A 14,002-nucleotide genomic window follows, 5' to 3' on the forward strand; every position below is an offset into this window, starting at 1 on the left:
TGAAATTCCTTATCCTTTAAATCAGAGAACGCCGGCTTCGTTCTTCAGCTTGCTGACGAGTTCAGCCACATCCTTGACCTTGACGCCCGCCTTGCGTCCACCTGGCTCTTCGGTCTTGATGACCTTGAGGCGCGGCTTGGTGTCGACGCCGTAATCGGCAGCGGTCTTTTCATCCAGCGGCTTCTTCTTGGCCTTCATGATGTTCGGCAGCGAGGCATAGCGCGGCTGGTTCAAGCGCAGGTCGGTGGTGACAATCGCCGGCAGCTTGATTTCGATGGTCTGCAGGCCGCCGTCGACTTCGCGCGTAACCTTGGCAGTGTCGCCGCCGAGTTCGACCTTCGATGCGAAGGTGCCCTGGCTCCAGCCGAGCAAGGCCGAAAGCATCTGGCCGGTCTGGTTGGCATCGTCGTCGATCGCCTGCTTGCCGAGGATGACCAGCTTTGGCTGTTCGGCGTCAACGACGCCCTTCAAAATCTTGGCAACAGCGAGCGGCTCGACGATATCGTCAACCTTGACGAGAATGCCTCGATCGGCACCCATAGCGAGCGCAGTGCGGATGGTTTCCTGCGCCTGCGCAGGTCCGATCGATACGACAACCACTTCCTCGACCTTGCCGGCTTCCTTGAGACGCAGAGCTTCCTCGACCGCGATTTCGTCGAACGGGTTCATCGACATTTTCACGTTGGCAAGTTCAACGCCGGAGCCGTCGCCTTTTACCCTGATCTTCACGTTGTAATCGACTACCCGCTTTACCGGTACGAGGACTTTCATGGGGGACTCCCTCTCTATGAACGAAAGGCAGATTTAACTGCCTCATTATAGCACCCGCTTGCCGGATGCCGACATTGAGGTGAAAAAAACGACACATGGGTGTCTGAGTTGCGCGGGACCGTAATTATGGTTGACGTAAAGGTCAATGCGCGAGTCATGTCTTATGGAAACTTCAACCGATTGAATGGCCGGAGCCTATCGTCCCCACTTGATGGGCCCTGTTTCCGGTGCCGCTGGTTCGGGGTGGTTGTCCACGACGACGGCGCGCGGGGAAACGATGGCGCGGTCGAACAGGGGCACATTCCGGCGCTTGAAGATGACGATGAGCAAGCTGCCGGCAATGATGCCGCCGATATGGGCCGGCCACGACACTTGCTCGTCACCGCCCCATGCAAGCATTGCGAATTGCGTCACGACCCAAAGCACAAGCGGATAGAGCGCCGGTATACGGAAGGGAATGCGTCCGAAAGCAAGCACCCAGACCTTCACGCGCGGATGCAGCAGAAGATAGGCGGAGACGATGCCGGCAATGGCCCCTGAGGCCCCGATCAGCGGCGCGTCGGAATCGGGCAGGATCACGCCATGCAGAAACGCTCCCGCGGCGGCGCAGAGGAGATAGAAGATCAGGAATTTGATATGTCCCAGCGCATCTTCGATATTGTCGCCAAACACCCAGAGGAACAGCATGTTGCCGCCGAGATGGAAGATGTCGGCATGCAGGAACGCGTAGGTGATGTACGTGCAGTCCGGTGGAACGAAATCGTAGTTTGCAGGCAGGACTGCCAGGTCGTGAACCACCGCAGGGATGTAGCCAAGTCCTATTGAAGCAGCTTTTGCGTAGTCGCCCGAGATGCTCATCAGGGCGAACACGAGCACGTTGATGGCGATCAGTGACAGCGTCACATATTGCAGCTTGATGTATTTGAGACTGTTGGCGTCATGCAACGGAATGAACATCGGCGCCGGTCCCCTGCCTCAGCGATTATGACGCGGCACCCATAACACGTCCCCGGCGCCATTGTCATTGACCACGCGAAGGATCCTTGCCGAGCTGATTGTCGACGACAACGGCCTTGGGTGAGGCGACCGGACGATCGAACAGAGGTATGCTGCGGCGTTTGAAAATGCCGACCAGCAATGCGCCTGCAATGATGCCGCCGATGTGCGCCGACCAGGAGATGCGTTCGTCGCCGTGCACAAACACCAGCAAGAACTGCTCGGCAATCCAGAGGGCGAGCAGATAGACCGCGGGAAGCGGCAAGGGGATGCGGCCAAAGGCAAATACCCAGACCCATACCCGCGGGTGCAGCATGAGATACGCCGTGACGACGCCGAAAATCGCACCTGACGCGCCAATCAACGGCCCTTGTGAATCGGCAAAGACGAGGCCGTGCAGAAAGGCACCGGCCGCTCCGCAAAGAAAATAGAAGATGAGGAATTTTCTATGTCCCATCGCGTCTTCGACATTGTCGCCAAAGACCCAGAGGAAGAGCATATTACCGCCAAGATGGTAGATATCGCCGTGCAGGAACGTGTAGGTAATGTAGGTATAGCCCTCGGGAATGTAGTCGTATTGCGGCGGGCGCACGACCAGTTCGTGAGCGACGGCGGGAATATAGCCAAATGCAACAGATGCCGCCTGTCCACCGTAGTCAAACAGCGCCACCAGACCAAAGATTACGGCGTTCAGGACGATGAGAGACAGTGTCACGTATTGCAGCCTGACATGTTTGAGACGGTTGGCGTCGTACAATGGAATGAACATCGGCGCCGGTCCCCTGCCTCAGTGATTCTTCGCATTTAGCGATTATGACCCGGCACCCATAACACGTCCTTCGCGCCATTGTCATTGACCACGCGGGCGGCAACAAAGAGAAAATCCGACACGCGGTTGATGTATTTCAGAGCGGCTGGGGTGACCGTCTCGTCAGGCTTCTGCGTGAGTTCGACCATATGCCGCTCGGCGCGGCGGGCAACGGTCCGTGCAAGGTGCAGCGCCGCGGATGCGGGCGAGCCGCCCGGCAGCACGAAAGAGCGCAGCGGTGCAAGATTGGCATTCAATTGGTCGATGTCAGCTTCAACGCGCAGAACCTGGGTATCGATGATCCGCAGTGGTTCGTAGGCAAGCGTCTCGCCGGTGTCGGGCGTCGACAGGTCCGCTCCAAGATCGAAGAGATCGTTCTGTATGCGCATGAGCATGGCGTCGAGCTCGGGAAAATCCTTCTCCGTGTAGAGCCGGGCCAGGCCTATGCAGGAATTCGCCTCATCCACAGTGCCGTAGGCTTCCACGCGCAAATCGTGCTTCAGCCGCCGCTCGCCACTGCCTAGCCCGGTCGTGCCGTCATCGCCGGTTCGTGTGTAGATCTTGTTCAGCTTTACCATTGGAGGCGCCCTAACCGGCCGCGCGGTGGAAATAGAGCGCGCCGACGATGAGGATGATGGCGATCAGTTGCAGGAAGATGCGCAGCTGCATCATCTTGTTGGAGAAGTTGGCGTCGCCGCCCTTCATCATGTTGCGCAGGCCAACGAGAAGCACGATGGTCACCGCGGCAATGGCGATGACTGCCAGAAACTTGAAGATGATATCCATGGGTATTTCCTTTCAGACCAATGGTCCAATTCTGACATTCGTATCCCAATCCTGCAGGACCCTTTTACGAATGCCAGAATCAAAGGACCATTGGTAACTATGTAATTCTAGTGGAACTTTGAATTTGGACATTTGAGCACATGCGTTGCTGCAAGGTGGGTCTCAAATGTCAAATTCCGTTCCACCAGCCGGTCTTTCAAGTCTGTCCCGGCTGATCTTATCATGATTGGCTGGCGAGCATGCGATATAGCGCACGCTTTGACAGAAATCTGCGGGCGAAATCGGTAATTTTTGCCGGGCGCGTCACCAGATAATGGGGGCGCGGATGCGGACTTTCCAATGCGTCCCTGAGCACGGCGTACACTGCATCGGGGCCAAGCTTGAATTTCGACTTGGATCCGCCGCCTGCCAAGCGCGCGATATGCCTGCGATACGCGTCACGGTGGACGGAATTTTCAACATCGATGTACTTTTTGCTCTGCATGAGCGCGTTTAAGGTGAAGCGCGTCGCGATCGGACCCGGCTCGATCAGCGAGACATGAATGCCGGAGCCTTCCAGTTCCATGCGCTGCACCAGCATCAGCCCTTCGACCGCGAATTTGGATGCAACATAAGCGCCACGCCATTTCATCGGCACCAGGCCAAGGATCGACGAGCAATGGACGATCCGCCCGTGACCCTGTCTGCGCATGACGGGAACGACTTGGCGTGTCAGTTCGTGCCAGCCGAAGAAATTGGCATCGAACTGTTCCCGTAGCCCGGCGAGCGGCAGGTCTTCCACGGCGCCCGGCAAGGCATGGGCCCCGTTGTTGAAGAGCGCGTCGAGCGTGCCGCCGGTTTCCTTCAGCACCGCTTCAACAAGGGCGGCGATGGAGTCCGGCTCGCGATAATCGAGATAATGGGCAGACAGGCCATCCGCCCTCAGCGCGTCGATATCCGAAGGCTGCCTTGCCGTGGCAAAGACTGTCCAGCCATCTGTCTTCAATGCCCGCGCGCAATGGGCGCCGATGCCACTGGAACATCCTGTAATCAAAATCGTTTTGGAACTGGCCATCTTACCGAGTGTTTCATATCGATCGATTGAATAAAAAGACTTCACATATTCGCCAACGCCTTGCAATCTCGCGGATCAAGGGGGCAAAACATCTTTGATGCGTAAACTATATGGTTTTCTCCGGCGTGTTGCCGTCGATGCGCTGGGGCATTTCCTGACCGATGATGGTTGGGCGCTGGCCAGCCACGTCGCGCTGTCCGGGATGATGGCGCTATTTCCATTCCTCATCTTTGCTACGGCGCTTGCCAGTTTTCTCGGCGCCAGCGCGTTCACCGACACCGCCGTGCACGTGATCTTCGATACCTGGCCGGAGGTGATCGCAACGCCCATTGCCCATGAAGTGCGCAATGTTCTCAATGTCCAGCGCGGCGGACTCTTGACGATCAGCGTGATCGCAGCCGCCTATTTTGCCTCCAACGGCATCGAGGCATTGCGCGTTGCGCTCAACCGGGCCTACCGGGTCATCGATACACGTTCGATCATCTATTGCCGCCTGCAGAGCCTTGGCTACGTCGTTGTCGCAACCATTGGCATCATGGCTATCAGCTTTCTGCTGGTGCTGGCGCCATTGGCAGTGCGCATTGCCGAAAGATGGATACCCGAAATTACGCTGGTCTCGGGCACGATCGGCTTCTGGCGCTATTGCATTGCGACAGCAGTGCTCATCATCGGCCTCCTGGTGGTGCATCTATGGCTGCCCGCCGGCCGCAGGCGCTTCGTCGACATCCTGCCCGGCATCGTGCTTACGCTGATCGCGTGGACCGCAGGCGCGGCAATCTTTGCCAGTTATCTCGAAACCTTCGCGTCCTATGTCTCGACCTATGCGGGACTTGCCTCGATCATGGCAGCGATCGTCTTTCTGTATATCATCGCGGCGATCTTCATCATCGGCGCTGAAATCAATGCGGCGATCATCCGTTACCGCGAAGGCAAGGCAGCGGAGCGCCTCTGACCAGTCGACAGTGCGACGCCCAGCGTGGCAATCAACATGCCGAACAGCTGGAACAATGTCAGTGTCTCGCCGAACAGCGCATAGGCCATCAGGGCAGTAACGCCCGGCACCAGATAAAATAATGAGGCCACCTTCGACACGGCGCCCTGATTGATGAGAATCATCAGGAGCAGCACTGCGCCGATCGACAGGACGAAGACCAGCCATAACATGGCGAATACCAGCGATCCTGACCAGATGACGACGTGCGTCTCAAACAGCAGTGAAAACACGCCCGTTAGCACCGCTGCGCCGAGATATTGCAGTGTTGTCCCGGCTTTCAGGTCGATTGCGCCGACAAATCGTTTCTGCCAGACCGTGCCGGCACTGATGGCGATAACCGACAGGATCGACGCGGAGACTGTCGCCGGTGTGATGCCGTCCGCCGAGATCGACAGTTTGGGCCAGAGCACCATGGCAACGCCGTAGAATCCGACGGCAAGTCCGGCCCAATGGCGCGGCTGGATTTTCTCGCCAAGCGCCAATCCGGCAATCAGCGCCGTGATCAGGGGTTGCAGCCCGACCACAAGTGCGGACATGCCGGCGGGCAGGCCATTGTGGATGGCCCAGAATACCGCACCGAGATAGACGCCGTGGATCAAGCAGCCGGCGATGATCGCATGCATGGCACCACGCTTGCTCGGCCAGTGATTGCCGGCAAGGACCACCCAGACCCCAAGGATTGCCCCCGCGATCAGGAACCGCGCCGTCAGGAACAGGAATGGCTCCATGTACGGCATGGCATAGCGGGCGCCGATGAAACCGGTGGCCCAGAGCACAACGAACAGGGCGGGAAAATAACGAACGGGCATGGCGGGGAACCGGGTCGAGGGATGCAACGGGTGCTTGTCTATACCGGAATCGGCGCTGGCGATAGATCACAATCCGACCTGATCGAATATGTCCTGACGGGTCTTTCCCTGTTCGCGCAGATCCCGCAGGGATGTGTCCTTGCGGCTCTTTGCCAGTTTCTGGCCGTCGCGATCAAGGATCAGGGTGTGATGGTGATAGAGCGGCGGTTCGATGCCGAGGAGATGCTGCAGGAGGCGATGGACGCTCGTGGCATGCAGGAGGTCCCTGCCACGAACGACATGGGTAATCCCCTGCAGTGCATCGTCAATCACGACGGAAAGATGGTAGCTCGTCGGCATGTCCCTGCGCGCGATGATGATGTCGCCCCAATCCTGCGGCCGGGCCAGGACGGTATGCTCCGGCGCGAACTCGGTCCATGAGAGCGGTACGCGCAACAGCTCGACCGCGCGATCCATGTTCAGGCGCCAGGAAAAGAGGCGCCCTTCACCGATTCGCCTGTCGCGTTCACGCTGTGAGAGCTGCCGGTCGGCGTTCGGATAGAGCAGCGTGCCATCAGGATCACGCGGCCAGTTGTCTTTGCCACCGGCGCTCTTCTCGATCTCGCGTTTGATATCGCCGCGGCTGAGAAACGCCGGATAGACAAGGTCCATTCCGATCAGCTTGTCCAGGGCCTCGCTATAGACCGCAAAGTGCTCTGACTGGCGGCGAACCGGCAATTCCCAATCTAATCCGATCCAGTGCAAGTCCTCCAGCATCGCTTGGTCCAGCTCCGGCGTACAGCGTTCACGGTCGATATCCTCCATACGCAGCAGCAGTCGTCCTTTCATGGCGCGCGCCATCCGCAGATTCAGCAGTGCCGAATAGGCATGGCCAAGATGCAGATGGCCATTGGGACTGGGGGCGAAACGGAAGACAGGAGCTGTCATGAGAGTGAGCTGGCGTTCTTGCGTGGGTATCGAAGCAATTGATACGGTGTTTGCGAAACGATGCAAAGTGAGCGGCAAACTATATGCGCAGGATAGACACGCTTGATGACATTGCCGAGGGGCTGGAGGCCTTGCTGCAAACCCATCCCGAGCTTGGCGCGATCGCGACAAGGGCAGGGCCGTTGCCGCTGCGCCGCTCGGAGCCGGGATTTGAGAGCCTTGCCTCGGTGATCGTGTCACAGCAGGTTTCCAAGGCGAGCGCTGCTTCGATCTGGAACCGGCTGGCCGGTCTCATTGAACCCTTGACGCCGGAAAACTATCTCGCGGCAGGCGAAGAGGCTTGGCGTCTTGCCGGCCTGTCGCGCGCCAAGCAGGCGACACTCGCGCGCATCAGCGAAGCCATCATCGCTGGAGAGCTCGATCTCCACGGCCTTTGCGAGCAGCCAATCGACGAAGCCATGGCCGCGATGACGAGCGTGAAGGGGATCGGCCCGTGGACGGCGGAAGTCTATCTCCTGTTTTCCGCAGGCCATGCCGATGTGTTTCCGTCGGGCGATGTGGCGCTGCAGCACGCCTATGCCCATGCATTCGCCGAATCAGTGCGACCCGACTCAAAGGCCCTGCGGCAGTTTGCCGAGCGCTGGTCGCCCTGGCGCGGTGTCGCGGCCCGGCTTTTCTGGGCTTACTACGCCGCAACCCGTGGCCGCGATGGCACACCGATTACATGAAGTTGAAATAACGGGGTTTTTCCTCAACAAAGACAGCAATTCGCTTCACATTCCTGTCACGTCCAGCTTACAATAATGGGGCCTGATGGTTGGATTGGGAGTTTGATTCCTTGACAATAGCCGTCTCGCCGGACGGGTTACCGGCATTGGTACTCAACGCGGATTATCGTCCGCTCAGTTATTACCCCTTGTCGCTCTGGTCCTGGCAGGACGCGATCAAGGCGGTTTTCCTCGACCGTGTGAACATCGTTGCCGAGTACGAACACGAGGTTTCTTCCCCCTCATTTGCCATGCGGCTACCCAGCGTGGTGTCGCTCAAAACTTACATAAAGCCCTCGCGCAATCCGGCTTTCACACGGTTCAACGTGTTCCTGCGCGACCGGTTCGAATGCCAATATTGCGGTTCCGAAGAAGACCTCACCTTCGACCACGTTGTGCCACGTTGCGCTGGCGGTGAAACGATCTGGGAAAATGTCGTGGCGGCCTGTTCACCCTGCAATCTGCGCAAGGGCGGCCTGATGCCGGATCGTGCGAAGATGTGGCCCCGCCAGAGGCCCTACCAACCCACCGTGCACGACCTGCACAATAATGGCCGGCTCTTCCCGCCAAACCATCTGCATGAAAGCTGGATGGATTATCTTTACTGGGATGTCGAACTCGAGCCCTGAGACCTCTGCCAATTCAGCCCGATGGCCATCCGGTGTGGTTTTCTGCGCTTCCGGTGTCACGTACTATGTGTACGCTGCGCTCCGGTTCCCGAACACCGCACCAGCTGACTCACCGGGCTGAATTCTCAGATGATCTCAACAGCGGTGATGGAGGTTCCCTACGCCTTCGCTGCGCCCCGGAAGGCAATGACCATCAAAATGAGGCTGGCGATGGCGTTCCAGCCGGCGAAGGACAAGCCGAGGACGCGCAGCGCCGCCGTATCGCATGCGGGCGGGTGAACGGCGTTGAGATCGTTGAGGAGACTGCCCGCATCGGTGGTGATCGACATCGCGACGGCGGTGCAATCGGTCGGGCCAGCCCAGAACTTCCATTCGACGCCCGCGTGGAAAATGGCAAGTCCGAGGCCGATGAGCATCAGAACGCCACCCAGCGCCAGCAAAAGCCGGGTGAGGCCCGCCGGCCACTTCAGGCTGGACGAGGCGACGGCGAACGCCATCAACGGAATGGCCGCATAATAGGGATAGCGCTGTTCCAGGCACAATTTGCAGGGCAGATAGCCGCCGATATATTGGAAGCCGAGTGCGGACCCGACGGTCACGATCATGGCCAGCACGAGAAAGGTCGCTGTCTTGAAATGGGCGGAAGTGCTGGCCGTGGTCATGATGTTCTGACGTCCTCTCGAACTGGTCTACAGATAATAATGGAACACGGCATAGAGCAAAATTAGGACAGCCGCTGCCGCGCTTGCGATCAGGCCCAGCCGCTTTTCGATGAAATGGCGAATGGGTTCGCCATAACGGCGAAGCAGCCAGGCAAGGAAGAAGAAGCGCGCGCCGCGTGCGATGATCGCCGATACGACGAAGACCCAGATATTGATCGCGGCGGCGCCGGAAAGAATAGTGACGACCTTGATCGGCGGCAGATGCGCAAGGCCCGACGTGATCAGCAGAAGCAGGATGGCATCGGCGCTGGTCGAACCGCGCAGCTGCTCGAAGGCGTCGAGCTTGCCATACATTTCGAGGATGGGCTTGGCCAGCGTTTCATAGGCATAATAGCCGAGAAGCCAACCGGCAATGCCGCCGAGAACAGAAGCGAGCGTTGCCACGAGCGCATAGCGATAGGCCCGCTCCGGCCGTGCGAGGGCCATCGGCAGATAAAGCACATCGGCAGGCACGAGGAACACCGAACTTTCGACGAAGGCGATGATGGCGAGCCAGACTTCCGCTGATTTGCGTGCGGCAAGAGACATCGTCCAATCGTAAAGTCTGCGCAGCATTAATCGGTTCCTGTCGGGGAGATTATTCGGGAAAGCCGGTGTTCCTTAGAGACCGTCTGGAAACTCTATTGCGACGGTCATCTGACGAGGTTTTCTGCGCTTCCGGTGCTCACGTACTCTATGTACGCTGCGCTCCGGGTCTCAAAAACCGCGCCATATGCCTCGCCGCAGCGACTTTCCAAAAAGGCCTCTTAGAGCAAACTGCATCCAAATGGAATCGTTTCACTCAAATTTTGCAATCCGGTCCGCACTTTCGTGAGATGCCGAATGTCGCCTCTACTGGCGTTGTGCGGGCGCGGCAACACACGAGTGCGTTATCGTCAGGAAAACGACTGATTGGTGTTGACCGAAGGCGGCCTCTGCATGTATTTGGCTTTCACGGTCTCGGGATTTCCCTGACCTCGCGCTTTAGGCAGCCCCCTTGGCGGAATTGGTAGACGCGCCTGACTCAAAATCAGGTTCCGAAAGGAGTGCTGGTTCGATTCCGGCAGGGGGCACCAACAGAGCGTTTCAAGAACTTCCCCCAATTCACAGAATGTTGAAAAAGCCCGGGTTTACGGGCGTTGTGGCTGTCCGTGTTGGTTCAGTTCGCCAGCAACTCGAGAGCAATCACGGCGATCATGGCCGCGCATCTTCAACTCGCGACCTGCCCTCGATGGGATCGTACCGCAGCCACTCCATGAGCAGTACGTAGCCAACGGCCAGGAGCACAGGACCCACAAACAGACCCAGAAGCCCGTCAGCGATCATGCCGCCAATCACACCAATGAGAATGATCGGCATCGGAACCTCAAGTCCACGGCCGAGCATCAATGGCTTGAGGAGGTTGTCGCTGAGCCCGGCAATGACGGTCCAGATCGAAAAGATGATCGCCGGCGTGGTCGCTTCCGTCGCAAGAACATAGGCTATGACAGGTAACGTTACCAGCAACGCAGGCACCTGCACGATGGCAAACAACAGCACCACAAGCGTCAAAACACCGGCCGACGAAAGACCTATCGCAAAAAAGCCTATCCCGATCAGCAGCGACTGGATGACAGCTACGCCGACTACGCCGACCGCCACACCGCGGATCGTAGCGCCGGTCATCGCAACCAGCCGGGGGCCCTGTGCCTTGCTGCCGGTGATACGTTCCAACAGGCGGCTGGCGAAATCGGTGGCGCCTTCGCCATAGGCGATGAGCACGGCAGCGACTGCGAACGAAAGCACGAACGACAGTTGTCCAGCGGCCAAACCGCCCGCGAACGACGCCAGCCATGATGCAATTCCACCCAGCATCTTGCCGTACTTGGCAAGCGCCGCCGGCATGTTTGTCGCGACGAGCGCCCATGTCTCGGTCAGTTTCTGGCCGACCAGCGGCAGATCGGCAAGCCATGGCGGCGGCGGCGGCACCGTCAGACTGCTGTCTTGCAAGCCCGAGACGAACTCCAGTATGGAAGATCCAAGCGACGTCACCACCATGACCAATGGTACCAGCATCAGCGCAACGCTGACCAACCCGATTAACGTCGCCGACCAGCGATTGCCGACCCGGGCGACCAAGCGTTGGTGCAGAGGATAGAGCATGACCGCGAGGATCACCGACCAGAGCAGGATGCCAGTAAAGGGCAATATGATGCGGCTACAGGCAAAGATCAGTAAAGCTACCAGTCCGATCTGAAGTGCTGCGTCGAGCATTCTCAAGAGCGACGGCGCGCGCTCAGGGATTGTCACGTTCGGCTCCATGGTTGCCCCCCTTCCCAGCCAATCTGGATTTCCCAGGTAGCTCGGTATTTTGGTCGATTATTTACCTGTTTCGGCCTTCCTGCAAGACAGACGCAAAAGTGCTCGCTGGACGGCCCCTCGGGCAGGCACTTTGAGAAGTCCGATTTGGCCTCGGCCTGGCGCGGTTATGAGAATTCCTTGGACCCAGGCATCGCACCGGAGCCCGTTGCGATGGCGACAGCTTAGGACTAAATTGTCATTCCAAGGCAGGTGCTGGCGCAGGGAGAGCCCGGCACGACGGCCGTGTGATCTTGGGGGGGGAACGTCATGGCGTCGGATGCAACTGGGGCCCCTCATGATGCTCCGAATACAGCGGGTGCGCCTCTGAAAGAGAAAAACCCGCAGCGTACAGTTGCAATTACTGTGCTCCTGGTCGCTCTCCTTCTGTTCGTCGTCACAGTTTTCATGGAGCGGCGCACCCCTTCTTCCTCGCAGGCGACCGTCAGTGCATATGTGGTCGGCGTAGCTCCGGAGGTTACCGGGCGGGTTATCGAAGTGGGCGTGACCGACAACAGCGCGGTGACGCCCGGCCAGATGCTGTTTCGCCTTGACCCGGAACAGTACCGGCTTGCCGTTGCGGAGGCGGAAGCACGCCTTGCAGGGGTAGGTCAGACGATCGGCGCTTCGACGGCGTCCGTCGATGTCGCGCAGGCCAAGGTGGTTGAGACGAAGGCAGTCCGCGTCAACGTCCAGGATCAAGCCACCCGTGCCATGGAACTTGTCAGGCGCGGTATCTACGCCCAAGCGAAGTATGATGAGGCCGCGGCCGCGCTGGATCAGGCAGATGCAGGCGTGGATGCCGCCGAAGCCGATCTCACGCGGGCTCGGGAGGAGCTTGGACCCGCAGGAAAGGACAACCCGCAGCTGAAGGAGGCGCTCGCGGCGCTCGAAACCGCTCAGCTTGACCTGCTGCGCACCACGGTTTCAGCGCCGGCGGAAGGCGTCGTCACCAATCTTCAGCTTTCCGTCGGTGGCATGCTCAGCGCTGGCGAGAGTGCACTGACCTTCATCGACACCGGCACGATCTGGATCACGGCCGCGTTCAAGGAAAACAGCCTTGAGATGGTTGCCGCAGGCGACCGTGCGGAGGTGCTTTTCGATGTTCTCCCCGGTCAGATTTTCGCCGCCACAGTTGAAGGCGTAGGGTTGGGGGTGGCTCAGGGAAGTGTTGACCCAGCGACAGGCTTGCCAAAGATTTCCACGGACACGGGATGGGTGAGAACACCGCAGAGCTTTCCCATCCGCCTGGTTCTCGACGAGGGGCGGCCCAAGGGCGTGCGGTATGGTTCACAGGCGAATGTGGTTATCTACACCGGGGACCATCCGGTCACCAATGCGCTCGGCAGCATCTGGATCCGAATTCTGTCGGTCCTCACCTATGTCAGCTGACACGCATCTTTCGTACGAGGAGGACCGCGCTAATGTAAAGCGCAAGGGTCTGCGCATAGCACTCGCCGTTGCTGTCGGCTTTTCCTGGATGGTCTATTCGGGCGCAATCATCCCTTTCCTTGGACCATTGTTTGCCGCACAGTTTCTGATCTCAAGTTCCCGCCCTATGCCGTTGCAAAAGGCGCTGGCAGTCACAGTGCTGATCCTTGTCGTCGGAGCACTTCTGCAATTCGTAACGGTTTTGACCGGCGACAAACCGCCCGTCCTCCTGCTCCTGCTCGGTCTGATTTATTTCGGATGTTTCTACCAGCAGGCCAATGGCAAGGGCGGCCCCACAATCTTTCTTGTCCTGGTCATTGCGGTTATGGTGCCGCTCCTCACAATTCTGAACGAGGATCTCGGCGACACCATTCTTATGATCCTCGTTCAGAGCGTGGTGACCGGTATGCTTTTGATGTGGGCGGCCTATGTTTTTATCCCGGACAAAGGTAGCCCCGCCCTTAAAGCGCCAACGGCGGCCACCTATCCGCGTGCGGCACACTACGCTGCCGCCAACACCGCCATACTCCTGATCGCAGTGGTTGCCTGTCTGACACGCGAAGGGCTGGCCACGGCGATTGTCATTCCCATAACAGTCGTGTCACTGCTCTCACAATTCGACGCCGCGGCCAGTACCCGCGCGGCCTTGGGGATCGTGATAACCAATATCACTGGAGGCGTAGCTGCGTCCGTCGCATTCGGGCTGCTTCAGGTGCGGCCGTCCCTCATTTTCCTCTTTTTATTGGTGCTGCTTGCCGGTTTGGTATTTGGCGGCCGTGCCGCCATGCATGCGCCAGCAGCCAAACTTTACGCGGGCGCCTTGACGATCTTCCAACTCGTCTTCGGAACCGGCGTGTCACCGCTTCCTGGGTCTGCCGCTGAGTCCTTCTCCACCCGGGTCACTTACATACTGGTGGCCATTGCCTATGCGATCTTCATGACAACGCTGCTTTGGCCCCGGCAGGAAGGCAGCACGATCCGCCCTGGCTGAC

General features: G+C 58.7%; 16 protein-coding genes and 1 tRNA gene. 6 read left to right on the forward strand and 11 right to left on the reverse strand.

The genetic code is table 11. The features are described from left to right. Positions 1 to 21: 21 nt before the first annotated feature. From CU102_RS10365 to CU102_RS10390, 6 genes are all read right to left on the reverse strand, one after another. Positions 22 to 771: an electron transfer flavoprotein subunit beta/FixA family protein gene (locus CU102_RS10365; RefSeq protein ID WP_106711006.1), complete on the reverse strand. Its 750-nt coding sequence runs from the start codon at positions 769 to 771 to the stop codon at positions 22 to 24. A 195-nt stretch (positions 772 to 966) separates the two neighbouring features. Next, entirely contained in the window at positions 967 to 1,728 is a 762-nt protein-coding gene (locus tag CU102_RS10370) for a rhomboid family intramembrane serine protease (RefSeq protein WP_106711007.1), read from the reverse strand. Positions 1,729 to 1,792: 64 nt separating this feature from the next. Next, the gene (locus tag CU102_RS10375) at positions 1,793 to 2,536 is read right to left on the reverse strand and encodes a rhomboid family intramembrane serine protease (protein ID WP_106711008.1); all 744 of its coding nucleotides are present in this window, start codon (positions 2,534 to 2,536) and stop codon (positions 1,793 to 1,795) included. A gap of 35 nt (positions 2,537 to 2,571) precedes the next feature. Then, positions 2,572 to 3,153 carry a cob(I)yrinic acid a,c-diamide adenosyltransferase gene (locus tag CU102_RS10380; RefSeq protein WP_106711009.1) on the reverse strand — a complete coding sequence of 194 codons (582 nt, stop codon included), beginning with the start codon at positions 3,151 to 3,153 and terminating at the stop codon, positions 2,572 to 2,574. A gap of 10 nt (positions 3,154 to 3,163) precedes the next feature. Next, on the reverse strand, positions 3,164 to 3,361 hold the full coding sequence (locus tag CU102_RS10385; protein WP_106711010.1) for a twin transmembrane helix small protein: 198 nt from the start codon (positions 3,359 to 3,361) through the stop codon (positions 3,164 to 3,166). 220 nt (positions 3,362 to 3,581) lie between these two features. Then, on the reverse strand, positions 3,582 to 4,415 hold the full coding sequence (locus CU102_RS10390) for an SDR family oxidoreductase (RefSeq protein ID WP_106711074.1): 834 nt from the start codon (positions 4,413 to 4,415) through the stop codon (positions 3,582 to 3,584). A gap of 97 nt (positions 4,416 to 4,512) precedes the next feature. Between CU102_RS10390 and CU102_RS10395 the strand changes: the two genes are divergently transcribed. Continuing rightward, a complete protein-coding gene (locus CU102_RS10395; protein ID WP_106711011.1) occupies positions 4,513 to 5,367 on the forward strand; it encodes a YihY/virulence factor BrkB family protein in 855 nt (284 codons plus the stop codon). Here the strand turns inward: CU102_RS10395 and CU102_RS10400 are convergent. Continuing rightward, positions 5,334 to 6,218, reverse strand: coding sequence for a DMT family transporter (locus tag CU102_RS10400; protein WP_106711012.1), 885 nt, complete (start codon positions 6,216 to 6,218; stop codon positions 5,334 to 5,336). The two genes, CU102_RS10395 and CU102_RS10400, sit on opposite strands and share 34 nt — an antisense overlap. Before the next feature lie 66 nt (positions 6,219 to 6,284). After that, positions 6,285 to 7,145 carry a tRNA glutamyl-Q(34) synthetase GluQRS gene (gluQRS, locus tag CU102_RS10405; RefSeq protein ID WP_106711013.1) on the reverse strand — a complete coding sequence of 287 codons (861 nt, stop codon included), beginning with the start codon at positions 7,143 to 7,145 and terminating at the stop codon, positions 6,285 to 6,287. Positions 7,146 to 7,228: 83 nt separating this feature from the next. Between gluQRS and CU102_RS10410 the strand changes: the two genes are divergently transcribed. Further along, positions 7,229 to 7,873, forward strand: a complete 645-nt coding sequence (locus CU102_RS10410) for a DNA-3-methyladenine glycosylase family protein (protein WP_106711014.1) — start codon at positions 7,229 to 7,231, stop codon at positions 7,871 to 7,873. Between the two features lie 110 nt (positions 7,874 to 7,983). Then, positions 7,984 to 8,541, forward strand: a complete 558-nt coding sequence (locus CU102_RS10415; RefSeq protein ID WP_106711075.1) for an HNH endonuclease — start codon at positions 7,984 to 7,986, stop codon at positions 8,539 to 8,541. Between the two features lie 158 nt (positions 8,542 to 8,699). On the opposite strand, the gene CU102_RS10420 is transcribed toward CU102_RS10415, so the two are convergent. Further along, a complete protein-coding gene (locus CU102_RS10420; RefSeq protein WP_106711015.1) occupies positions 8,700 to 9,203 on the reverse strand; it encodes a disulfide bond formation protein B in 504 nt (167 codons plus the stop codon). 27 nt (positions 9,204 to 9,230) lie between these two features. Then, positions 9,231 to 9,818, reverse strand: coding sequence for a YqaA family protein (locus tag CU102_RS10425; protein WP_106711016.1), 588 nt, complete (start codon positions 9,816 to 9,818; stop codon positions 9,231 to 9,233). A gap of 415 nt (positions 9,819 to 10,233) precedes the next feature. On the opposite strand from CU102_RS10425, the gene CU102_RS10430 reads away from it, so the two are divergent. After that, positions 10,234 to 10,318 (forward strand) — tRNA-Leu (locus CU102_RS10430). A gap of 118 nt (positions 10,319 to 10,436) precedes the next feature. On the opposite strand, the gene CU102_RS10435 is transcribed toward CU102_RS10430, so the two are convergent. Further along, a complete protein-coding gene (locus CU102_RS10435) occupies positions 10,437 to 11,531 on the reverse strand; it encodes an AI-2E family transporter (RefSeq protein WP_245425282.1) in 1,095 nt (364 codons plus the stop codon). Between the two features lie 318 nt (positions 11,532 to 11,849). Here CU102_RS10435 and CU102_RS10440 point away from each other — a divergent pair, with 318 nt between their 5' ends. Together CU102_RS10440 and CU102_RS10445 are read left to right on the forward strand one after the other, a co-directional pair. Beyond that, the gene (locus tag CU102_RS10440; protein WP_106711018.1) at positions 11,850 to 12,971 is read left to right on the forward strand and encodes an HlyD family secretion protein; all 1,122 of its coding nucleotides are present in this window, start codon (positions 11,850 to 11,852) and stop codon (positions 12,969 to 12,971) included. Continuing rightward, positions 12,961 to 14,001, forward strand: a complete 1,041-nt coding sequence (locus tag CU102_RS10445; RefSeq protein WP_106711019.1) for a DUF2955 domain-containing protein — start codon at positions 12,961 to 12,963, stop codon at positions 13,999 to 14,001. The genes CU102_RS10440 and CU102_RS10445 overlap by 11 nt, the downstream gene beginning before the upstream one ends. The last annotated feature ends 1 nt before the right edge of the window (position 14,002 follow it).

This window comes from Phyllobacterium brassicacearum (assembly GCF_003010955.1).
In the GTDB taxonomy this organism is placed as follows: domain Bacteria; phylum Pseudomonadota; class Alphaproteobacteria; order Rhizobiales; family Rhizobiaceae; genus Phyllobacterium; species Phyllobacterium brassicacearum.